At 66.5% G+C, this 22,769-nt stretch carries 17 protein-coding genes; 10 read left to right on the forward strand and 7 right to left on the reverse strand.

Annotated features, from left to right (window positions below; genetic code table 11):
* Positions 1–106 precede the first annotated feature (106 nt).
* From Q5064_RS02715 to Q5064_RS02725, 3 genes are all read right to left on the reverse strand, one after another.
* A complete protein-coding gene (locus tag Q5064_RS02715; RefSeq protein ID WP_302962069.1) occupies positions 107–1,654 on the reverse strand; it encodes a 4Fe-4S binding protein in 1,548 nt (515 codons plus the stop codon).
* Between the two features lie 207 nt (positions 1,655–1,861).
* Entirely contained in the window at positions 1,862–2,791 is a 930-nt protein-coding gene (locus tag Q5064_RS02720; protein WP_302962070.1) for a LysR family transcriptional regulator, read from the reverse strand.
* A gap of 108 nt (positions 2,792–2,899) precedes the next feature.
* Positions 2,900–3,277 carry a hydrogenase maturation nickel metallochaperone HypA gene (locus Q5064_RS02725; protein WP_302962074.1) on the reverse strand — a complete coding sequence of 126 codons (378 nt, stop codon included), beginning with the start codon at positions 3,275–3,277 and terminating at the stop codon, positions 2,900–2,902.
* 986 nt (positions 3,278–4,263) lie between these two features.
* Here Q5064_RS02725 and leuS point away from each other — a divergent pair.
* Entirely contained in the window at positions 4,264–6,837 is a 2,574-nt protein-coding gene (leuS, locus tag Q5064_RS02730) for a leucine--tRNA ligase (RefSeq protein WP_302962076.1), read from the forward strand.
* A 121-nt stretch (positions 6,838–6,958) separates the two neighbouring features.
* Here the strand turns inward: leuS and Q5064_RS02735 are convergent, their stop codons facing one another.
* On the reverse strand, positions 6,959–9,712 hold the full coding sequence (locus tag Q5064_RS02735) for an ATP-binding protein (protein ID WP_302962077.1): 2,754 nt from the start codon (positions 9,710–9,712) through the stop codon (positions 6,959–6,961).
* Positions 9,713–9,898: 186 nt separating this feature from the next.
* Here Q5064_RS02735 and Q5064_RS02740 point away from each other — a divergent pair, with 186 nt between their 5' ends.
* Together Q5064_RS02740 and Q5064_RS02745 are read left to right on the forward strand one after the other, a co-directional pair.
* The gene (locus Q5064_RS02740) at positions 9,899–10,594 is read left to right on the forward strand and encodes a vancomycin high temperature exclusion protein (protein WP_302962078.1); all 696 of its coding nucleotides are present in this window, start codon (positions 9,899–9,901) and stop codon (positions 10,592–10,594) included.
* A 10-nt stretch (positions 10,595–10,604) separates the two neighbouring features.
* Positions 10,605–11,468, forward strand: a complete 864-nt coding sequence (locus tag Q5064_RS02745; RefSeq protein ID WP_302962080.1) for a hypothetical protein — start codon at positions 10,605–10,607, stop codon at positions 11,466–11,468.
* On the opposite strand, the gene Q5064_RS02750 is transcribed toward Q5064_RS02745, so the two are convergent.
* Positions 11,465–11,905, reverse strand: coding sequence for a hypothetical protein (locus Q5064_RS02750; protein WP_302962082.1), 441 nt, complete (start codon positions 11,903–11,905; stop codon positions 11,465–11,467). The genes Q5064_RS02745 and Q5064_RS02750 overlap by 4 nt on opposite strands.
* Before the next feature lie 244 nt (positions 11,906–12,149).
* Here Q5064_RS02750 and Q5064_RS02755 point away from each other — a divergent pair, with 244 nt between their 5' ends.
* Positions 12,150–12,779, forward strand: a complete 630-nt coding sequence (locus Q5064_RS02755; RefSeq protein ID WP_302962084.1) for a TetR/AcrR family transcriptional regulator — start codon at positions 12,150–12,152, stop codon at positions 12,777–12,779.
* Positions 12,780–12,903: 124 nt separating this feature from the next.
* Positions 12,904–13,824 (forward strand): 3-phosphoglycerate dehydrogenase, encoded by a 921-nt coding sequence (locus tag Q5064_RS02760; RefSeq protein ID WP_302962086.1) that lies wholly within the window; start codon positions 12,904–12,906, stop codon positions 13,822–13,824.
* A gap of 136 nt (positions 13,825–13,960) precedes the next feature.
* On the opposite strand, the gene Q5064_RS02765 is transcribed toward Q5064_RS02760, so the two are convergent.
* Positions 13,961–14,431: a hypothetical protein gene (locus Q5064_RS02765; RefSeq protein WP_302962087.1), complete on the reverse strand. Its 471-nt coding sequence runs from the start codon at positions 14,429–14,431 to the stop codon at positions 13,961–13,963.
* Positions 14,432–14,436: 5 nt separating this feature from the next.
* Entirely contained in the window at positions 14,437–15,243 is an 807-nt protein-coding gene (locus Q5064_RS02770) for a DUF3990 domain-containing protein (RefSeq protein WP_302962088.1), read from the reverse strand.
* 224 nt (positions 15,244–15,467) lie between these two features.
* On the opposite strand from Q5064_RS02770, the gene Q5064_RS02775 reads away from it, so the two are divergent.
* The 5 genes from Q5064_RS02775 (at position 15,468) to Q5064_RS02795 (ending at position 22,643) form a co-directional block, all read left to right on the forward strand.
* Positions 15,468–16,904, forward strand: coding sequence for a phosphopantothenate--cysteine ligase family flavoprotein (locus Q5064_RS02775; RefSeq protein WP_302962089.1), 1,437 nt, complete (start codon positions 15,468–15,470; stop codon positions 16,902–16,904).
* A gap of 97 nt (positions 16,905–17,001) precedes the next feature.
* Positions 17,002–17,673 (forward strand): response regulator transcription factor, encoded by a 672-nt coding sequence (locus tag Q5064_RS02780; RefSeq protein WP_302962091.1) that lies wholly within the window; start codon positions 17,002–17,004, stop codon positions 17,671–17,673.
* A 3-nt stretch (positions 17,674–17,676) separates the two neighbouring features.
* The gene (locus tag Q5064_RS02785) at positions 17,677–18,726 is read left to right on the forward strand and encodes a sensor histidine kinase KdpD (protein ID WP_302962092.1); all 1,050 of its coding nucleotides are present in this window, start codon (positions 17,677–17,679) and stop codon (positions 18,724–18,726) included.
* A 162-nt stretch (positions 18,727–18,888) separates the two neighbouring features.
* Positions 18,889–19,572, forward strand: coding sequence for an ABC transporter ATP-binding protein (locus Q5064_RS02790; RefSeq protein WP_302962094.1), 684 nt, complete (start codon positions 18,889–18,891; stop codon positions 19,570–19,572).
* Entirely contained in the window at positions 19,569–22,643 is a 3,075-nt protein-coding gene (locus tag Q5064_RS02795; RefSeq protein WP_302962095.1) for an ABC transporter permease, read from the forward strand. The genes Q5064_RS02790 and Q5064_RS02795 overlap by 4 nt, the downstream gene beginning before the upstream one ends.
* Positions 22,644–22,769 lie beyond the last annotated feature (126 nt).

A 22,769-nucleotide genomic window follows, 5' to 3' on the forward strand; every position in this document is an offset into this window, starting at 1 on the left:
CTTCCCGCAAGAAGAAAGAGCGCCTCAGCTGAGGCGCTCCAGGGGAGGGTGAGGCTTGTGGCGCTCCGGCGCGAAGCGGTTGCAGCGCCCGCGCCCGCGCGGTGTCCTAGAAGTGCGACTCGCTCGTGGCGGCGTTATCGCGGCCGATGAGGTTGTGCTCGAAGCGCCAAGCGGCCTTCAAGTTGTAGTCGTCCTCTAGCAGATGCGGCAGCGGCGCGATCTCGTCGTCGGGACGCTTCACCAGCTTGCGGGCCTTCTGCGGACACACGTAGGCGCACTGGCCGCAGCGCCGGCAGAGGTGGTCGGTCACCTGGGGCGAGCCGCCCATGCCGTCCATGGTGATAGCCTGCATGGGGCAGCGGCCGGCGCAGGTGCCGCAGGTGATGCACTTGGTGAAATCCACTTCCAGCTCGTAGTGCGAGCGGTGGTTGAAGGCGATGGACTGCTCCTGCAGCTCCTCCCAGCCGCCGAGTACGGTCGCTCCGGCTTCCCACTGGGCCGTGATGCCGCAGACCTTCGGGTTGCACATGCAGGCCCAGGCATGCTCCTTGCCGTAGAGGCAGTGCAGGATGCAGCCCTCGTCGCGTGACTTCTGCACGATTTCCAGGGCTTCCTCCTGCGTGATGCGGCGCCCGAGGCCGAGCGACACCAGGTACTCGGCGTCGTCGCCCAAAGCCAGGCAGGTCTCGATGCGGTCGCCGTTGTTGTCGCGGTAGTCGCTGAACTCGCCCGAGCAGAAGTCCTTGAAGGTGGGGAAGGACTCGCCGTTCTCGTGGCACTGGAACACGTAGGCCTCGTAGCGGCAGGAGCAGGGCTGCACGGCGATGTACTCATGGTCGCGGATAACCTGGTCGAAGTCGTCGTAGGCCAGCATCTCGCTCTCCTCCGACACCACCTCTTTGTTCAGCGGCACCGACATGAACACCGGCGTGCCGGAAAGGGCATGGTCCTCGGCCAAGCCAGCGCTGCCGAGGAGCGGCCACACGAAGCTCTCCGGATCGGCGTAGTACTCATCGCAGTAGGTGTAGGTGTTCACGCCCTCGGCGAAGCCGGGGATGTTGTAGGCGCGGCCCTCGTTGGTGGTGCGGAAGGGCAGGTAGGTGTTCGCGCTGAAGAACTCGCAAAGCTCCTTGCACTCCTCATAGGTGCGCTCGATGCCCTCCTGCTGGCACTTGTGGTAGTACTCGTTTACGGTGAAGTCCTTGCCCCAGGGCATCTCGAGGTAGGCTTCCGCCTGCTCTTCGGTGAAGGTGTCCATCATGCGGACGAACATCTCCTTGTTCAGCCCCTCGCCGCAGCCGAAGCCGTGGGTGTGGATGAGCGCGCGCATCTTCACGTAGGGGGCGGGCACGACCGTGCCGTCGTCGGCGACGAACTCGGTCTGGGAATCCACGTAGGCCTTGCGACGGCGGTTCAGCTCCTCAAGGGGCATGGTGGAGGCGCCCAGTGCGGCGATCTCGGGCGGCGTGCCCTTCCACACGGTGCCGTCGGACAGGACGACCTCCTCGCCCTCGGGCAGCGTGGTATTGGGCAGGGGGTTCTCCTCGGCGCCGGCCATGCGCGGCGCGCATCCGGCCATAGCCCCCATGGCCCCGGCAGCGCCCATCAGGCCCGCGGCGCTCAGGAAATGCCTGCGCGAAATGTTTCCCATCATAATGCTCCTCCGTCCCTTCCGCCGTTACATCGGCTGCTGTTAGGTGCCAAACGAAATATGATTGGCTGACACAGCTATTGTAGGATCGGGAAAACCGTGCGGAAGAGGGGTCTCGTTGGCATTATCGGCACCGCCGATTCACAAAAGGGAGGACCTGCGTTCGGGAAACGGAATCAGCGGGTTCGGGGAAATGGAACAAGGTGATGATCAGGCCTTATGAGTGCTTTCCTGCAGGGTGCGGGCGAGTTCGAGATACTCGAGCTGAAGGGGGCTGAGGGAGCCCGGGTGGTACAGGATGTAGCCGTCGGCGACGATGTCCTCCTCGAAGGGCATGAAAGGGTAGCCCGGCAGGCGGAAATCACCCGGTGCGCCGTCGATGGGCACGATCCATTGGACGTACTCGTCCCGCACCCCGTCGAGGAAGGCCTCGTCGTTGCGCAGGATGCGCTTGTACAGCACGCGAACCGGCGCGCCGTATTTCTCGAGGACCTGCGCGACGCCCTCGGCGACGATGGACGCGACGGGATTGAGCCCCGATATGACCGTCGCCCGATGCAGGTCGGCTCGCGTGAGCGCGGACTTCGCCGCGTTGGGGTGGTCGGGGGTGCAGGCGAAGACGCAGCGGTAGGGGCCGACGGGGATCCACGATACCTCCGGTGGCACAGCTTCCTCGATGGTAAGGCCGCCGCCCCGCACGAGGAAGATGGCCGAGGCGTCGCTGAGGCCCTCGGTCAGCACCTCCACGGGGTCGGCGGCGTCGTAGCTGTTGGGGCTCAGAATGATCTTCATGCCCGGGTGGCGCTCAGCGAACAGGGGCTCGGCGGCCGCCAGGGGCGGTTGGCACACGTCGAATTCCGGGAAGCTCAGGCGCAGGGCCTTCTCGGTGCTGGAGGCGCAGTCGCGCAGCATCTCGCCGTATTCGAAGAGGATCTTCTGCGCATGATCGAGGGCCGTTTCGCCCTCGCGGGTCAGAGTGAAGCCGCCCTCGCGCGAGAACAGCTCGCAGCCCACCTCCTTTTCCAGGGCCGCCAAATGCTGGCTCAAGGTGGAAGGAGACATGTGCAGGGCCCGGGCAGCGGTGGTGAGTTTCGTGTAGCTGGCCAGCCCCACGAACTCCTTCAGGTACGACATTCTCATGGCGAGGATCCCCTTTCCCCTGCGGTTGCAATCACATTAAAGCAGCAATGGCGCCGACCTGCAAATGGGAAGTTCGACGAGGGGATGGGCCAAAGCATTGCGGAGGGGCTAGGCCGAGAGCGGAGCAGCTTGGCGGCTCACGAGGATGTTGTCGACCATGAACTCCATGCCCGAGAAAAGCCGGTAGTCTTTCGCAGCACCGCACTGGGGGCAGACCCAGGTGGCATCGTCGCGCACGTTGATGGGGAACACTTCGCCGCACTGGTTGCAGCGCACCGTGTAGGGGATGCGGTGGATCACGAGCTTCGCGTGCTCGGCCACGGTGCCGCGGGCCACAAATGAGAACAGGCCTCCCATGTAGTCCTCGATGACGTCGCGTCCTTCGCCGATAGTGAGGTGCACGGCGGTCACCTCGGTCACATCGGTTCCCTTCACCTGGTCGAGCACCAGGTTAACCACCTGGTGCACCAAGGCCATCTCGTGCATAGCCGGCTCCTCTCCGATTGGCGAACGCTTACGTGCGGGCTCGGGTGCCGCGCTGACGACCTGCAGCCGCCGATGTCTCGCCCTGGCGGAAAGCCGGCGGCTGAAGGGGTTGGCCACGGCCGGCAAAGAGGCGGCATCGTCGCCCGCTGCCAGTATATCGCCCGCACTCGGCGGCTTCAGACGCATCTCGTTCGGGATTGCGAGAGCCCCGGTTCGCCCTTTCGGAACGACGGGGTCGAGCGGTCTTGCAGGCGACTGCGCTTTCCGCAGTGCTACTGCGGTGTAGGGTCTGCTTTCCGCAGTGCTACTGCGGTGCGGAAGAGGTGCTTTCTCGGGGCGCTGCTGCGGCGGGGCTGCTTTTGCGGGCGGGGATGCTCGCAGATCAAAAAAACGCGCGAATTGGCTTGGAAATCACGGTTTTGTTACCGGAAAACGCCGGAAACGGCCCGAAAAGCGCCGGATGTATTACCGGGGAGGACGTTTTGCCTGATGACGTATTACCAAACGCGTGAAGGAATCGCCCCCCTGGTAACAAAACCGTGATTTCCAAGCCAAAAGAGAGGAAAAAAAGTTCCCGGCCTTTCGAGCGCTGGCGAGGAACGCCGGGTGCTCGACGAGGAACGCCGGGTGCTCGACGAGGAGTGCTGGGGCACGGCGGCAAACGGCGGGGCGAGGAGTAGCGGCAGGCGGCGAAGCGCGTGGGGGTCGCTGACGAGGAGCGCCAGAGGGCGGCGAGGAGCGCACGGGAGGCAAGGAGCTCGACGCGCTCCGAGAAATACGGGGTACTGACAGGCTGTGGGCCTCTGCTCCCCGTGCGGGGTGCACGGTGGCGGGCGCGCGCCTTCCTTTGGGGGAAATCACGGCTATAATGGGGCAATCAATTCGCGGTCGGGAGCGGGCGACGGGCGCGGTCGGTGCGGGGGCACGGGCCGTTGCGGGCGTCTGCGGGTCCGGCCGAGCAAGCCGCGAGCATTCGAGGGAGTGCCATGAAAGCCTACAATCCCCATGAGATCGAGCCGCGCCTCCAGCTTGCCTGGGAGGAAGCGGGCCTGTTTTGCGTGCCGGAGAACTCCGACGCGCCGAAGAAGTACGTGCTGGAGATGTTCCCGTACCCCTCGGGCGACATGCACATGGGCCATGCCAGCAATTACACCTACGGCGATGTGGCCGCCCGCTACGCGAAGATGCAGGGCTTCGACGTGCTGCATCCCATGGGCTGGGACGCCTTCGGGCTGCCCGCCGAGAACGCTGCGGTGAAGCACCACAGCCATCCGGCTCTGTGGACCTACGAGAACATCGAGACCCAGCGCAAGAGCTTCACGCGCATGGGCTTCTCCTACGACTGGGACCGCAAGGTGGTGGCGTGCGACCCCGAGTACTACCGCTGGGGCCAGTGGATCTTCCTGAAGTTCTGGGAGCGCGGCCTGGTGGAGCGTCGCAACAGCCCGGTGAACTGGTGCCCGAGCTGTGCGACGGTGCTCGCCAACGAGCAGGTCATCGAGGGGAAGTGCTGGCGGTGCGACTCCGAGGTGGAGAAGCGCGATCTGACCCAGTGGTACTACAAGATCACCGACTACGCCCAGGAGCTGCTGGACGACCTGGATCAGCTCACCGGCTGGCCCGAACGCGTGAAGCAGCAGCAGGCCAACTGGATCGGCCGTTCCGACGGCGCCAATGTGGACTTCATCCTGTGCGACGAGGCGGGTAACGCGCCGGCCGAGCCGACTGAAGACGACATCATCACCGTGTTCACCACCCGCGCCGACACGCTCTTCGGCTGCAGCTTCTTCTTGCTGGCGCCCGAGAGCAAGCTGGTGCCCCAGCTGGTGGCCGGCACGGAATACGAGCAGCCCGTTATGGAGCTCGTGGAGGCTGCCAAGAAGGTGAGCGCTGTGGAGCGCGCCCAGGGCGAGCGCGAGAAGCACGGCGCGTTCACGGGCCGCTACGTGGTGAACCCCATCAACGGCGAGAAGGTGCCCGTGTGGGTGGGCGACTACATCGTGGCCGACTATGGCACCGGCGCTGTGATGGCCGTGCCCTGCGGCGACCAACGCGACTTCGAATTCGCGCGCAAGTACGACCTGCCCATCATCCCCATTATCCTTTCCGAAGACGACCCGCTGTTCCCGCAGCTGAAGGACGAGCAGAACCGCGTGGTGACCGAGGTGGACTGGCCCGAGGCCTACAACGCCGAGGGCATGCTCGTGCAGAGCGGCCCCTACACCGGCATGACCGGCGGCAAGCACTCCGAGGGCGAGGGCGCCGTGGTGGCCGCGCTCGAGGAGATGGGCCGCGGCCGGCGCACCGTGGAGTTCCGCCTGCGCGACTGGCTCATCTCCCGCCAGCGCTACTGGGGCAACCCCATTCCCGCCATCCACTGTGAGAAATGCGGCGTGGTGCCGGTGCCCGAGGAGGATCTGCCCGTGCGCCTGCCTGAGGACATCGACCTGGCCGCCGGCGAGACGCTCGCCACTCACGCGGGCTTCGCCGAGTGCACCTGCCCGGTGTGCGGCGTGCCAGCCCGTCGCGAGACCGATACCATGGACACCTTCACGTGCTCCAGCTGGTACTACATGCGCTACACCGACCCGCACAACGAGCACGGCCCCTTCGACCCCGCGAAGGCCAACAGCTGGATGCCCGTGGATCAGTACATCGGCGGCATCGAGCACGCCATCTTGCATCTGCTGTACAGCCGCTTCTTCACGAAGGTGCTGCGCGACATGGGCATGCTCGATTTCGACGAGCCCTTCACGAACCTGCTGTGCCAGGGCATGGTGCTCGACGCCCATGGCGATGTGATGAGCAAGTCGAAGGGCAACGTGGTCTCGCCCGAGGCGGTCATCGCCGAGTACGGGGCCGACGCCGTGCGCGCCTACATCCTGTTCTTGGGGCCGCCCGAGAAGGAGAAGCTGTGGAACGACGACGGCCTGCCGGGCATGTACAAGTTCCTGAACCGCGTGTGGCGCCAGGTGCACGACTTGGTGGGGAAGGCCGATGACGAGACGCTCTTCCAGCAGAAGCCGGCCGACGAGGCGGCCGTGGCCGCGGCGAAGAAGCTCGTGCGCGAGCGTCATCGCGTGGTGCAGAAGGTGAGCGCCGACATCGAGCGCAACAACTTCAACACCGCGCTCGCCGCCATCATGGAGCTGTCGAATGCCACCGGCGAGTACCTGCGCGCCTTCAGCCCCGCCGACCGCGCGGCTTGCGAGGACCATCGCGCGCTCGATGCCGAGGTGGCCGAGGTGCTCGTGAAGCTGCTCGCCCCCTTCACGCCGCACATGGCCGACGAGCTGTGGCAGCAGGCGCTCGGGCGCGAGGGTTTCGTCTACGACGAGAGCTGGCCTGCGTTCGACCCCGAGCAGGCAAAGGCCGACGAGGTGGAGCTGGCCGTGCAGATCTGCGGCAAGGTGAAGGCCCGCATTATGGTGGCCGCCGACGCTCCCGAGGCCGACGTGCTCGCCGCCGCCCGCGAGGCCGTGGCCGCCGCCATCGAGGGCAAGCAGGTGAAGAAGGAAGTCTACGTGCCCGGCCGCCTGGTGAACATCGTGGCGGTTTAGGCGCCGCTACCGTTCGAGCAGCCCAGGGGAAGGCGCCCGCGATGCACAGCACGCGGGCGCCTTCTTGCGCAGTGGCTTTTTGCCGAGCGAGAGCTCCGGGATCGGCGCGGCATCAGCCAGATCAGTTCAGCATGAGGTCGAGGGCCGCGAAGAGCTTCTCCATCTCGATGGGCTTGGTCAGATGCCCGTCCATGCCGCAGCGCAGAGCCTTCTGGCGATCTTCCTCGAAGGCGTCGGCGGTCATGGCCAGGATGGGTATGCCCGCCAGCCGCTCGTCGTCGAGGTGGCGGATGGCGCGTGTGGCCTCGTAGCCGTTCATCACCGGCATCTGCACGTCCATGAGCACCAGCTGGAAGTGGTCGGCCCCCGACGACTTCAGCTTGTCCACGGCCTCCTGGCCGTTCACGGCGTACTCCACCGTGAAGCCCTCGTCCTCCAGAAGCGTGATGGCGATCTCGCGGTTCAGGTCGTTGTCGTCCACGAGCAGGATGTGGCTACCGTGCATGCGGTGGTGCGTGTGGGTGTGCGACGTCTTCTCGGCCTGCAGGCGCGCGGCCGCCGCGCCGCCCTCATCCAGCGCCAGCACAAGCTCGATGGTGAAGGTGGTGCCCTCGCCCTTCTTGCTCTGCACTCCGATGGAGCCGTGCATCATGTCGACGAGGTTCTTGGTGATGGACATGCCCAGTCCCGTGCCCTGGATGCCGCTGATGGTGCTCGTGCGCTCGCGCTCGAAGGGGTCGAAGATGTGCTCGACGAAGTCCTCCGCCATGCCGATGCCCGTGTCCGCCACCGTGAAGCGGAAGCGGCCGTAGCCGGCCGGCGCGCCGTCCAGCTCGTCCACGCGCACCCGGATGAAGCCGCCCGGGTTCGTGAACTTCAAGGAGTTCCCCAAAAGGTTCAGCAGGATCTGGTTGATGCGCAGCTTGTCGCAGCGCACGTCGGTGTGGGTCACCCCGTCGGTGCTGATGGACAGGTACAGCTGGCGCGCGCTCGCCTCGGCCTGGATGATGCTGTTCAGATCCTCCAGAAGGTCGATCAGGCTGCACGGCTGCTCGTCGAGGGCCACCTTGCCGCTCTCGATGCGGCTCATGTCCAGGATATCGTTGATGAGGCTGAGCAGGTGGGTGGACGACGACTGGATCTTGTCCAGGTACTCGCGCACCCGTTCGGGTTGGTCGATGCGGCTGCTGGCGAGCGTCGTGAAGCCCACGATGGCGTTCATCGGTGTGCGGATGTCGTGGGACATGTTCGAGAGGAAGGCGCTCTTCGCCGCGTTGGCCTTGTTCGCCGCCTGCAGCGCCTCCTCGAGAAGGGCTCGCTTTTTCACCTCCTCGCGCGTCTGCGCGTCGACGCTGCGGAAGCCGAGGACGATGTCGTGGCCCTCCTCCCAGTTGCCGGTGCGCACGGCGGTGGCCTGGCAGTACTCCACCTCGTCCCCGCGGCAGATGCGGTAGTTCACGTGGGTGCGTGTGGTGCCGCCCAGTTCCTCCAAGAGGTTCTCGGCTGCCAGGGCGCTGCCCAGGGTGGCGCGGTCGTCCTCGTGGACGGCGCTCTCCAGGTAGGCCCCGATGCAGGTCTCCAGCTGCAAGGGGCCGGTGAACAGCTCGTCGAGGTGGCGCATCTTGTCGCCGCTCACGCGCAGCGATATGCCCTCGCCGGTATCCAGGTTGAACGAGCACACGATGAGGTAGTCCTCCGAGAGCGCGTGGATGAGCTCCTTCTGGTAGCGCTCCTTCTGCACCTCCTCGAGCTTCTTGTCGGTGTAGTCTAAAAGGAAGCGCTGGAACAAGAGCTCGCCGTCGCTCTCGATGAGCTTCACGTTACCGAGCACGTGCAGGATGTCGCCGTTGCGGTGGCGCACGCGGTACTCGGTGCTCACCGAGTCGCCGACGTTCTTCAGCGTGGCGATGCTGTCGCGCAGCCGCTGGGCGTCCTCGGGCAGCACCGAGGGGGCCACCATGTCGAAGCCGTGCTCCATGAGGCTCTCCTCGGACTCGTAGCCGAGGATGCGCAGGGCCGCCTGGTTCACGCCGAGCACGCGGCTGCCGTCGAAGGAGTGGGTGATGACGCCGCACTCCATCGTGGTGAAGATGGTCTCGAGCGTGCGGTTCTTCTCGACGATCTCCGTCTCGAAGGCGCGCTCCTGAGTGATGTCGATGCCCACGCCCACCGTGCCCATGACGGCGCCGTCGATGTTGTACAAAGGCGACTTGTAGGTGGTGAGCAGGCGGATGCCGTCGTTGGTCTGCACCGTCTCCTCCGAGACGATGGTGGACTCGCTCTCCATCACCTGGCGCTCCGACTCGATGCAGGCCGGATCGTCGGCCTCCACGTCCCAGATGTAGGCGTGGCCGCGGCCCTGCACGTCGTCTTTGGCCTTGTTCACCGTGGCGCAGAAGGCGTCGTTCACCTTGTGGTGGATGCCGTCCTTCGACTTGTACCACACCAGCGACGGGATGGAGTTGATGGTGGCCTCGAGATACTGGTTGTCGCGCCAGGCGTCGGCATCGCGCTTGCAGCGGTCGAGCCAGCGTCCGAGGCGGTAGGCGGCCTCGCGGGCGGAGAGCGGCGCCACCCAGATGTCGTGGATGCGGTCGAGCAGGGGCGCCAGCTCCTCGATCTGGTCGCGCGAGGCGATGACGATGACGCAGGCCCGCGGCTTCTTCGCCTCGATGGCGCTCCGCACCCAGGCAAGCGCATCGCGGCCGGTTACGTCTATGAAGAGCGCGTCGGCCTCGCCCACGGCGCCGTCCTTAGGGCCTTCCACCCGCACGACGGAGTGGGAGAACAGCTCGCGGGGCGGCGTGGCCTCCACGAGCTGGGCAAAGTCGTCGGCAACGTCGATGAGGCAGATGTTAACCGGGCAGTGGTACATGACGCGCGTCCTCCAGGGGATACCGGGTAGTTTACGGAAGCGTTACGACACGGCAACGTTTTCGATCACTGTAGTATACCAAGTTTAATGCCAACTTTATCTGGGCATTTCAACGACAGCTCCCCGCTGGCCCAAATTTGCTATAGTGAACGCCTTCCATCCCGTTTTCCGCCTAGGAGGTGTCCCGTGCCCCGCGATAGCGCCCATCGCCTTGCGCCCATCGTCCGCCTGCTGTGGGTGCTGCTCGCCGTGGCCGCGCTCGCCGTGCTCGCGGTGGCCGTGGCGAACGTCGTCACCGTGGGGGCGACGCGGGGAGATGTGCACACGGTGGCGCAAACCGCCGAGCTTTTGGAAGACGACCCCGCCGACGCCGTGGTGGTGCTCGGCGCGAGCGTGCATGCCGACGGCACCCCGAGCGACATCTTGGCCGACCGCCTGGAAGTGGCCGTGGACCTGTACCTCGAGGGCGCGGCGCGCGCCATTATCGTGAGCGGCGACAACCGCTCGTCCCACTACAACGAGTCGGACGCCATGAAGGCCTTCTGCGTGGAGGCCGGGGTGCCGAGCGAGGACGTGTACGTGGACCACGGCGGCGTGAACACCTACGAGTCGATGTACCGGGCCCGCCACGTCTTCGGCGCCGAGCGCATTGTGGTGGCCACCCAGGCCTACCATCTCTACCGCGCCATGTTCGCCGCCGACTGCCTGGGCATGCAAGCCTGGGGCGTGGCCTGCGACAAGGGCGCCTACGACAACCAGCAGACCTACAGCGTGCGCGAGATCATGGCGCGGACGAAGGACTTCTACGCGGCGCTGCTGCGTCTGCCCGTGGACACCCGCGGCGAGACCGTCTCGCTGCACGATTCCGGCGATCTGACCTAGGAGAATCCCTATGCCGAGCCTCTTCTCCGAGTTGAGCCAGCTCACGGCGAGCCTGCCCCCCGAGGCTGCGGCGGCTCTGAAGCGCGCCCGCAACAAGGAGCGCTACCGCGCCGCCGTGGAGCGCACCTGGCGCCGCCGCCCCGAGGTCGGCCGCCTCGTGCTTGCCCACACCAACGGCATCTACATCGCCAAGGACGACCGCCCCCGCAAGGGGCCCGACAAGGACCGCGACTGGTGGGTTTTCGGCATCTACCTGGACGACGCGGTCGTGCGCACCGAGGTGGACGCCTGGCAGTCGATCCTCTTGGAGGCCCTGCGCGACGAGGGGCTCTCCGTCGACGAGCTGCGGTTTTTCCCCGCTAAATGGGACATGCGCGCCCGCAAGCTCTTCCCCGAGATAGCCGCAGGGGGCGACGACGCCCCGGGCAGGGTCGAGGCTGCGGCACCGTCGGGCGACGGGAGGCGCCGCCGCGACGCCTCCCGCGGGCTCGACATCGTGAAATGCGCCGTGTGCCTGGTGTTCGAGGACGTCGATCAGGCATGGGCGCTGCTGGAGAAGGTGCGGGGCGCGTCCCTCGACGAGGTGCTCCTGCGCGAGCCGCGGCAGAACGGATCGCGCCGCGACGACACGCTCCGCAGTGGCGAGAAGAGCTACTGGCTCACGTTGTACGTGGACGACGTCGAGGGCGTGCAGCGCATCATCGATGCCTTCGGAGACGCCATCCGCACCCGTGCCTGGCGCTTGGGCCTGAGCATCCGCAAGATCGGCGTGCGGAAGGCCTCGCCGGCGCTGGCTGGCCGCTGCGCCTTCCGCCGCCAGGGACCCTCGATTCCGCTGGGCGCCCCGGACGGCTCGGACGGCACGGCAGCCTAGCCGAACTGCTCGAGGGGCACCTCGTCGCACAGCGAGATGCGCAGTTCCCAGCAGTTGCCCAGGTTGTAGGTGTAGAACAGCGGCGCCTGCCGATCGGCGAGCACGTTGCCCACTGGCACCTCGGCGGCCGGGTATATCTTGCGGCAGCGGGCCGAGAGGCGGTCGTTGGCGCGGAACAGCTCGGGATCCTCGTAGCGGTTGCTGCCGTGGCTGAAGAAGTAGTTGTGGGAGTCGTCCCAGCCGAACAGCTCGGTGATGGCGCGGTGCAGGTCGGCGAGCGAGTCGCCCGGGTGCACGCAGGCGCGGCGCACATGGGCCGGCTCGGTGTCCATGAGCTCGATGGCGAGGTCGAGCGGCGCGCCCCCCTCGACGGTGCGGGCCGTCCCGTGCGCCCCCGTGCGCGGATCGACCGGAAACTTGATGATCTTCGCTGCCATGCCTGTGCCTTTCCCCGTGGTCGACAATGGCTCGGGCGCATTGTAGCAAGTCTTTTCCCGTCTTGGCTCGCAATGGTTGAAATAGCGTTAAAATGCGGTGGTTATCAGGGGATTATCGGTTGTTAATAATGAGTCAATAGGTCAGGTAATTGGGGAATTGATGAGCAGGGCGCTTCGCGATGACGGCCCGGGCGGGCGCGGTATAATCTTCCGCATGACGACGAAATGCCCGGAAAGGACGAGCGTGGCCCAGCGGAAGACGAGGACGACCAAGGCGGATGCCACCCGGCGCCAGCTTCTGGACGCCGCCCTCGCCGTCATTGCCGAGCACGGCTACGCCGAGGCGACGGTGGACCGCATCGTGGAGGAGGCGGGGGTCTCCAAGGGCGTGGCCTACTACTATTTCCCCAGCAAGGCCGCCATCGCCGAGAGCATCCTCGTGGAAGGCATCGGGGAGCTGATCGCCTCGTTCGAGGGCGTCGCCGGCCAGGCTCCCTCGGCCACCGAAGCCCTCATCGCCATGGTGGAGCTGTTCGCCGAGGTCATCTTCGACAACGCGGCCTTCGGCCGGTTCTTCGTAGCCGAGCTGTGGCGCCCGGGCCGTGCCTGGTCGGAGGCGATGCGCGACCACGAGCAACGGCTCTTGGCCCTGCTCGAGGCGCAGCTGGCGCGCGGGCAGCGCGAGGGCACCGTGCGCGCCGAGCTCGACCCGGCCTTCGAGGCGGTGGCGCTCGTGGGCATGGTTCTCACCACCACGCTCTACTACATCGCCGAGGGCGAGGCCGAGGGAGGCGATCTTGAGCGCTCGCGGCATCGCTTCGTGGCCCGCATCCGCGACTTCGTGCACCACGCGAACGCGCCGGCGGCGTCCTGAGCGCGCCGCATACGCGCGCATTTGACCCGCACGGGCGCAGGGCGCACGGGCGTGCGGCGAAATCGCGGTATGCTGGGGCGGTAAGCGACCCCGGGATGCCCGGGCTTTCGAGAAGGAGCGCCCCATGTACAAGATCCACTGCCTGAACAACATCTCGCCCGAGGGCCTCGCCCTGCTCACCGATAGCTACGAGCTGACCGATAACGTGGAAGAGGCCGACGCCATCCTGGTGCGCTCCGCCGACATGCACGACATGCCCATCCCCGCCAACTTGAAGGCCGTGGCCCGCGCCGGCGCCGGGGTGAACAACATCCCGCTTGACAAGTTCGCCGAGGCCGGCATCGCCGTGTTCAACACGCCGGGGGCCAACGCCAACGCCGTGAAGGAGCTCGTGCTCGCGGGCATGCTGCTGGCGAGCCGCGACATCATCGGGGGCGTGGAGTGGGTGCGCGCCAACGCCGACGACGAGAACGTGGGCAAGAGCGCCGAGAAGGCCAAGAAGCAGTTCGCCGGCGGCGAGATCATGGGCAAGACCCTGGGCGTCATCGGCCTGGGGGCCATCGGCGCGAAGGTGGCCCAGGCCGCCGAGGCCCTCGGCATGAAGGTGGTGGGCTACGACCCGGCCCTCGACGGCATCACGGTGCACGAGCGCATCTCGCCTGACGTGGAGTTCGCCGACGACTTGTCCAAGCTGTACCCGGTGTGCGACTTCATTACCATCCACGTGCCGGCGCTGCCTGCTACGAAGATGATGATCAACGCCGAGGCCCTGTCCCAGATGAAGGACGGTGTGGTGTTTTTGAACTTCTCCCGCGACGTGCTCGTGGACGACGCGGCCATGGCCGAGGCGCTGGATTCCGGCAAGGTGGCCGCCTACGTGACCGACTTCGCGAACCCGGCCGTGGTGAAGATGGAGCGCGCCATCGTCATTCCGCATCTGGGCGCCTCCACTGCCGAGGCCGAGGATAACTGCGCCAAGATGGCCGTGGAGGAGCTTATGGCCTACCTTGAGCGCGGCGAGAAGATCCATTGCGTGAATATGTAAGTAGCAGCATCCTGCCTTGCAACAGCGGGCGGTGCGGGGAGAACCCGCGCCGCCCGCTTCGCGTATAAGGGCCGAAGGACTTTTGTTATCCCAAGGGGGCGACTGGCTGGTCGCCTCCTTCTTGTCGGGAACGACCTCAGGCAATTCCCCGAATGGCCTTCAGGATTTGAACTCCCCGTTCGATTTGGGATTCTCCGAGGAGGCCCTTGGCTTCGAGGATGCGCTCGACGGCTTGCTCCGGGTCGAGGGAATGGTACGGGTAGTACAGGCTGCGCAGTTCCCGGGCTCCGATGAGGCGGTACACCTCCTTGCTTGGCTTGCCCGTTATCTGGCAAAGGCAACGGTACAGATACCCCATCCAGTGCATTTCGTTCGCTGTGTACTTTTCGCTTCCGTAAGGCGCCGTCGCGTAATGGTCGTCCACCTCCTCGATCAAGGCGTGCGTCTCGTCGGATTCGAAGGGGAAGCTGCCGTTGTCGATGCGCTGAGCCAGAGGGGAGCGCATGAACCTTCTCACGAAGGATGCCGAGCTGCCGGGGCTGGCGGTAAGGGAATGCTCAAACAGCGCGGCTTGGGCCGAGCAGAGTTTTCGGTCGAGTTCGTCCATGGCCCTCATGAGAGCACCTCGTCGATATAGAGGCCCTGGCCGCGGAACTGCCGGCGAGCGACGCGAACCTTGTCGGCGCCGACGGAGGCTCCTCGTTGGCGCTCGCGAACGTAGGCCGACTTCTCCTCGTCGGATAGGAAGCACCGCTCGACGCAGGATGTTTGGGCGAGGGCCCTCTCGGTCAGGAGGACGTATTGATTGCCCAGGTTGGTGGCCGAGAGGCAGTGCTGACATTGCACATCGGTGATCTCTCCGTCCATGAACTGATTGAGAATCTCGAACATGCGGTTGTCGGCAATGGGGGCAACCAGATAGTCGATGCCTTCGAGCTGCCGGCGCAGGGCTGCAATCTTCTCGTGCTCGGCATAGGCGTTCAATTTTCCGCGGAACCATCCGATGGAGAGCATCCAGTCCCGGTCGACGCGATAGGTGCGGCTGGAGAGTCCGGCGGGGTTAAAGCTGAAGATGTAGACTGATGAAGCGGGGTAGCCGGAAACGAACATGGCGGACTGCTCCAGGCTCTCGCCACAGTAAAAGCCGCAACCGAAGTCGTTGGCCGGACGGGAATGGGCGAGCGAGAGGGGGCCGGCAATCTCTCGCTTGGCTCCGTGGAAAAGCGGAATGAGGCCTGCGGCGCCGAGTTGCTCCTTGTGGAGTTGCGCCTTGATGTCGTTCAGACGCACCCCTTCGCGGAAGGCAAAATCGTAGAAGGCCATTTGACTCGCGGAGGAGGGGGCGTAATCACCGCCCTTCCAGCGGCTTATCGTCACAGGATCGACTCCGATACGCTCCGCGAGGTCGCGGTAGCTCATATTGAGGAGTTCCTTCACCAGTTCTATGTCCTCCGAGAATCGGAAATCCTCCATGCGGGCCTCCAAACTTGCTATTAGTAAATGTTAATAGTAAGTTTAAGCAGCGGCCGCGCGGGCGTCAAGAGTTCGGCGTGGCGCATTCGCAGGAGCAGACTTCCGCCTGCTCTTTCTCGCGAGTTACGGTCGCGTATAATGGGCGGAAAGGCTTTCGGAAGGAGCGAGTTATGAGCGTTGAGCGGCCCTGTGTTTTAGTGGGCGTGACCGGGTGCATTGCGGCCTACAAGGCCTGCGAGATCGTGCGCGGGCTGCAGAAGGCCGGCGTGCGCGTGAAGGTGGTCATGACCGAGCACGGCACGCACTTCGTGGATCCGGTGACCTTCCGGGCGCTCACCCACGAGAAAGTGGCCGTGGGTCTGTTCGACGACCCGAGCGACCCCATCCACCATATCTCGCTCGCTCAGGAATGCGACGTGTTTCTCATCGCGCCGTGCACCGTCAACGTGATGGCGAAGGTGGCCTGCGGCATTGCCGACGACTTGCTGTCCACCACGGCGCTGGCCACCACAGCCACGCTGGCCATCGCGCCAGCGGCCAACGTGCACATGTACGAGGCGGCGCCCACCCAGGAGAACATGGCGACGCTGCGCCGCCGCGGTGTGCGCTTCATCGAGGGCGATGCGGGTTATCTGGCCTGCGGCGATGTGGGCCGCGGGCGCTTGGCCGACCCGGCTGTCGTGGTGCGCGAGACCCTGGCGCTCCTGGCCGAGCGCGTGGGGCTGGACGCCCTGCGTGCGGCCTGCGAGCAGCACGGCGAGATTCCCTTCACGGCGGTGCTCGAGCAGGTGCACGCCGCTTGCGAAGCAGTGACGCGTGCAGAAGGGGAGGGGGCGCGTGCGGAAGCCGGGGACGCCTCGGCTGCTGCCGCGGCTCGGGTTGCCGCGATCCCGGCCCCCGAGGACGCGCCCTTGCCCGGCGCCGTCGCCGACGGGGCCGCCACCATGCCCGCCCGTGCCCTGGCCGGGCGCACGGTGCTCGTGACGGCCGGCCCCACCGTGGAGCCCATCGACTCGGTGCGCTACATCTCCAACTACTCCTCGGGCAAGATGGGTTACGCCATCGCCGAGGCCGCGGCGGCCGCCGGGGCGCGCGTGGTGCTCGTGTCGGGCCCCGTGGCGCTTGACGCCCCGGCGGGGGTGGAAGTGGTGCCCGTGAAGACGGCCCGCGACATGCTCGCCGCCGCCTCCGAGGTGTTCCCCGCCGCCGACGCCGCCATTTTCGCGGCGGCCGTGGCCGACCTGCGCCCGGCGAACCCCGCCGACCGCAAGCTGAAGAAGGGTCGCGACGACGCGGCGCTTTCCACCGTGCCCCTCACGGAGAACCCCGACATCCTGGCCACGCTCGCAGCGGGCAAGCGGCCGGGCCAGTACGTGGTGGGGTTTGCCGCCGAGACCGACGACGTGCTCATGAACGCCCATGCCAAGCTGCAGAAGAAGAACGCCGACATGATCGTGGCCAACCAGGTGGGCGACGGGCTCGCCTTCGGCACCGATGACGACGAGGTGTGGCTCGTCACCGAGGGCGACGACGTGCTTCTGCCGCTCATGAGCAAGCGCGCCGTGGCCGAGCGCCTCGTGGAGGTGGTGGCAGCGCATCTGGCCTAGCCATTACGCTTCCGTAAGCAAGCCCAGGTTTTTCGCGAAAGCGCTCCGCAGCCGGGGCGCTTTCGCTATGATGGTGCCCGAACGAGAAAGGGGCATCATGCGCGTACTGCTAGTGGAGGACGACGGCGCTATCGTGCGCACGCTCTCGGAGCTGCTTGCCGACGAGGGCTTCCAGGTAACGGCCGAGGCCACCCAGCACGGCGCCCAGGAGCGCCTGGCCGCCGAGCGCTTCGACATCGCGCTTCTGGACGTGACCCTGGCTGAGGGCAACGGGTTCGCCGTGTGCGCCGCGGCCCGCGAGGCAGCTCCCGACATGCCCGTCATCTTCCTCACGGCCTCCGACGACGAGTACTCCACGGTGGCCGGCCTCGACATGGGGGCGGTCGACTACATCGCCAAGCCCTTCCGCGCCCGCGAGCTCGTGAGCCGCATGCGCGGGGCGCTCCGGCGCACGGGGGCGGTCGATAGCGTGCTCGCCGCCGGCGACGTGCGGCTCGACGTGACCTCGGGCGCGGTGACCAAGGCCGGCGCGGAGGTGTTCCTCTCGGCGCTCGAGTACCGGCTGCTGCTGTATTTCCTCCAGCACAAGGGCAAGCTCGTCACCCGTGAGATGCTGCGCGACGCCATCTGGGACAGCGCCGGCGAGTACGTGTCGGACAACGCCCTGAACGTGTACATCAAGCGCCTGCGCGAGAAGGTGGAGGACGATGCGTCCGACCCGCGCCTCATCGTCACGGTGCGCGGGCTCGGCTACAAGGTGGGGGAGTAGTTCATGGGCTCCTTCTCGACGTTGCTTCGCCAGTGCGCGGTCATGGTGCTCGCCGTGGCCGTCTTGGCGTGGGCGGCGCCGACTGAGGCGAAGCTGTGGGTCATCGGGGCCGGCGCGGTGCTCATCGCCCTGTTCGTCGGCATTTCCCTGTGGCGCCATCGTCAGATCGCGCGCCTGACGGCCGAGATCGACGAGGTGCTGCATTCCGGTCGGACCGTGGATTTCTCGAATTGCCGCGAAGGGGACGTGGCGGTGCTCGCCAACGAGCTTTCCAAGGTGGTGGCGCGCCTGTCCCGCACCGGGGAGCAACTTGCCGCCGAGCGCAACGCCCTCTCGGACTCGCTCGCCGACGTGTCCCATCAGATTCGCACCCCGCTCACGGCGGCCGGGCTCATGCTGCCCCTCATCGAGCGGGCCGACGACTCCCGCGAGCGCCGCCGGGCGGTGCGCGAGCTGGAGGCGATGCTCGAGCAGGTGTCGTGGCTCGTGACCACGCTGCTGAAGATCGCGAAGGTGGACGCCGGCGCCATGCGGGTGGACAGGCGCGAGGTGCGCGCGGCCGAGGTGGTGCGCCGCGCCATGGCGCCCCTGGCCACGGCCATGGACCTGCGCGATGTGAACCTCGTGCTCGACCTGGACGAGTCCGCCGTCTTCCAGGGCGACGCGCCGTGGACCGCCGAGGCGGTGGAGAACGTGGCGAAGAACTGCATGGAGCACACGCCCGCCGGCGGCACCGTCACCGTGACGGCCCGCGAGGATGCTCTGGCCTGCACGATTGTAGTGAGCGACACCGGCCCGGGCATCGCGCCTGAGGATCTGACGCACATCTTCGAGCGCTTCTACCGCGGTCGCGTCGAGGTGCCGGCAGCCTCGGCGGGGGAGCGGCGCGGGGAAGGTGCCGATGCGGAAGACGTGCGTCAGCCCGCCGGCTTCGGCATCGGGCTCTCGCTCGCTCAGGCCCTCGTCTCGGCCCAGGGCGGCACCCTGCGCGCCGCGAACAACCCCGAAGGCGGCGCCCGCTTCGAGATAGCCTTCCCCAAACTCGTGGTGTAAGAGGACTCTCGTCCACGCTCTTTTGCGGGCAGGCTGCTCAGGGGGTCTCGATTCTCTGTGCTTTTCGCTTACACTTCCGTAATGGGCGCGTTATGGGGCGGCAAGAACGCTTGCCCATACTTGTTCCGTAGATTGGGAAACCAGGAGAAGAAAGGCACTTCCATGGATATTCTGACCGTCAGCCATCTGACGAAGGTCTACGGGGAAGGGGAGGCGGCCACCCGCGCGCTGGACGATGTGTCGTTTACCGTGGCCGAGGGCGAGTTCGTGGCCATCGTGGGCTCGTCGGGCTCGGGCAAGTCGACGCTTCTGCACCTCATCGGCGGCGTGGACCGCCCCACCTCGGGCCACGTGCTCCTAAACGGCGCCGACGTGTACGCGCGAAGCGACGAGGAGCTGGCGGTGTTCCGCCGCCGCGAGGTGGGACTCGTGTACCAGTTCTACAACCTGGTGCCGGTGCTGAACGTGGTGGAGAACATGACGCTGCCCGTGGCCCTCGACGGCCGCGCGGTGAACGGCGCGCGCCTGGCCGACCTGGTGGCGCGCCTCGGCCTTGAGGGCCGCGAGGGGCATCTGCCGAGCCAGCTTTCGGGCGGTCAGCAGCAGCGCGTGGCCATTGGGCGCGCGCTCATGAACGCGCCGTCGGTGGTGCTCGCCGACGAGCCCACGGGCAATCTGGACACGCGCAACAGCTGCGAGATCATGCAGCTTCTGCGCGATTCCAACCGCGAGTTCGGCCAGACCATGATCGTCATCACCCACGACGAGGAGATCGCGCTCGCGGCCGATCGCATCATCGCCGTGGAGGACGGCCGCATCGTGCGTGACGAGAGGATCCGCCGATGAACGCCATGACGAACTTCACGCTGAAGTCGCTGCGGGCCAACAAGGTGCGCACGCTGGTGACGGTGGCCGGCGTGGCCCTGGCCGCGGCGCTGCTCACGGCGGTGCTCACCACCTACGCCTCATTGAACGACTACCTGTACCGCTCCGAGGAGGCGCTCGCGGGCACGTGGATGGCCCGGGTGGAGGCCGAAGGAGACGCTGCCGCCACCGAGGTGGACACGATCGCCGAAGAGCCCGGGGTGACCGGCGTAGCCGCGCTTACCGATGTGGGCTTCGCGGAGCTGACCGCCGTGCAGCAGGAGAGACAGGGCCTCTACGTGCCCATCCGCTCCTTCGCGGGCGACATCGGAAACCTCTGCGCTATCCAGCCGAGCGAGGGGCGCCTGCCCGAACGCGCTGGCGAGATCATGCTGTTTGCCACCTGGCAGACTTACGGGGGCCTGCACGTCGGCGACGAGGTCACCTTCAACGTGGGCCAGCGCGTGGCCGTAGCCGCTCCCGATGCGGATGCGGAAACGGCCGAGATGGAAGCCGGCTGGGGCTTTGCCGGAGAGGAGACCGCGCCCCACACCATCGAGGACGGCACGCCGCTCAACTCGTCCATGGGCTACCTGCAGGCAACGCCCGATGGGGCGCCCTTCAACGAGGAGCTCGTGAACGCGGAGCCGCGCACCTACACCGTGGTGGGCTTCTACAACCGATCGGGCTACGCGCTGTCATCGTCGGTGGGCATGGCGGGCCTTACCGTGGCCGATGGGGCTAACGGGTCTGGCGGAGCCGTGTCCGGGTCGGCTGACGCGGACACTTCGGCCGCCTATACCGACATCTACCTGGCCTTCAGCGGCGTGGCCGACGTGCAGCAGGTGAGCGAACGCGCCGAGGCGCTCTTCCCCGACGACCATATCGTGCTGCATACGGCCATGCTGCGTTACATGGGCATCTCCGACGACTCGGCCATCTGGTCGACGTTCTACGGCATCGTGCTCGTGCTGGCCGCGGTCATCGTCATCGCCTGCGTGTCGCTCATCTTCAACGCCTTCAACATCTCGGTGGCCGAGCGCGTGAAGCAGTTCGGGCTCCTCTCGTCGGTGGGCGCCTCGCGCCGCCAGCTGCGCCGTGCGGTGGTGCTGGAAGGGGCGCTCGTGGCCTGCGCGGGCATTCCGCTCGGGCTCGTGGTGGGCCTTGCCGGCTGCGCGGCCACCTTCGCGGCGCTCGGGCCTTCCATCGCCCAGGTGATGGGAGATGTGGGTGTTGCCTTCCGCGTCGTGGTGAACGGGGCGGCTCTCGGCGCGGCGGCGGCGCTCACGTTGGTTACCGTGCTCGTGTCGGTGTGGATACCGGCGAAGCGCGCGAGCCGCACGAACGTCATCGATGCGCTGCGCAGCGCAAGCTCGGTGCGCGTGACCCGGCGCGGGGCGGACCGGGCGGCGAAGTGCACGGAGACGAGCCGTTTGTGGAAGGCCCGCGGCGTGATGGACCGCCTGTTCGGCGTGGGCGGCGTGCTGGCCCGCGTGAACCGCCAGCGCGGCACGGGGAAGGGACGCGCGGCCTCGGTGTCGCTGGCGCTGGCTATCGTGCTGCTCATGACGGCCGGGTCGCTCAACGTGTTCCTCGGCACGCTGGTGGATGTGGCCGGCGGCGGGGAATTGCCCGGCGAGGTGGGAGTTATGGCCCAGTTCTCGTTTGCGACCACGGAAGAGGCAGAAGACACGACCGGTGAGGCCGCACCCGATGGCACGAACTCGTCCGAAGCGCCCGCAGCAGATGCGAAGCCCTCCGAGCCTGCGACTCCCGAATCGCTCATGGCGGCCGATGACGCGCTGCTGGCCGAGGAGGCCGACCTGTACACCCGAGCCTTCGACTACCTGAGCGCTACGCCGAATGCCCGGCCCGTGGGTTGGAAGCTCTCCGGCGGGGTGGATGCGGTGCTGCCCGAGTCCATGGTGGGCGAGGCCTTCCGCGAGGACGGTTCCCTGAACGGAGGCCCTCTCGCCGACGGAAGCTACGGCACGGTGGGCTCGGTGATCTACCTGGATGATGCCGCTTTCGACGCCTATGCGGAAAGCCTCGGTCAGAACCCGGCCGACTACCGCGATCCGTCCCAGGTGCGGGCCATCGCGCTCGCAAAGGGCTACGGCAACGACGGCTCGGTCTATCAGCTCATCGACGTGCTGCGCGCGCCAGGCACCATCGAGGTGCTCACAGCGGCCACTTATCAGGGCGAGCCCGTCGACGGTTTCAGCCTGACTTACGACATGACAGCCGAGGGCGGTGCCCCTACCTACCGGTTCATGCCCTTCATGCTCGACGACAGCGACGCGGCGCGCGGTATCGACGAGCTGTCCTTGGACGATGTGGAGGTGGCCCGGGTACCGGTGGAAATCGCTGCTATAACCGACGAGGCCCCGGCGCTCGCGGGCGGCCCGGGCGAGGGACTCCAGCTCTTCCTGCCCATGTCGGCCGCCTCCTTCTCGAGTCTCGGTAGCGTGGATCCGGTGTTCTACGCCTACTTCGATGCCGCCGACGGCGACCACGGAGCGCTCTCCGAGGAGCTTGCCACCCGCGGATCCGAGTTCTTCCACGACCAGAGCCCCTACGAGCTGGCGTTCTACTCCTACAACGACTACCTGGAGCAGCAGGACTCCGCCCGCATGCTCGCCACTATCGTGAACGTGTTCTGCCTCCTGTTCACCGTCATCTTGGCGCTCATCGCCATGGCGAACGTGTTCAACACGGTTACCAACAGCCTCATCCTGCGCCGCCGCGAGTTCGCCGTCATGAAGTCGGTGGGCCTTTCCGACGGGCAGTTCCGCCGCCTTATCGCCGACGAGTGCGCGCACTTCGGCATCGCGGGGCTGGTGCCAGGCCTTATTATCTCAGCGGGGGTCGCGTGGCTTCTGTGGGTGATGGTGGCCCAGTCGATGCGCGGTCTCGGCTTCGCGCTGCCCTGGGGCTACGTGGCGTTGTCGGTGGCCCTTACGGCGGCGGCCATGGGCATCTCCGTGGCCTACGGCATGCACCGCTGCCGCGCCGACAGCGTCGTGGAGGCCCTCCGCGCCGACGCCGTGTAAGAGCAGTCTGCGAAAGCGAAGGCGGCATGCAACAAGCGTGCCGCCTTCGCGCTTATTGGCAACTTCCGCGAAGGCGGGGATGTCGCCATCCATTGTGCTATAATGTCGTAAACAACGGTCATAAAC

It is taken from the genome of uncultured Adlercreutzia sp. (assembly GCF_958431955.1).
In the GTDB taxonomy this organism is placed as follows: Bacteria; Actinomycetota; Coriobacteriia; order Coriobacteriales; family Eggerthellaceae; genus Adlercreutzia.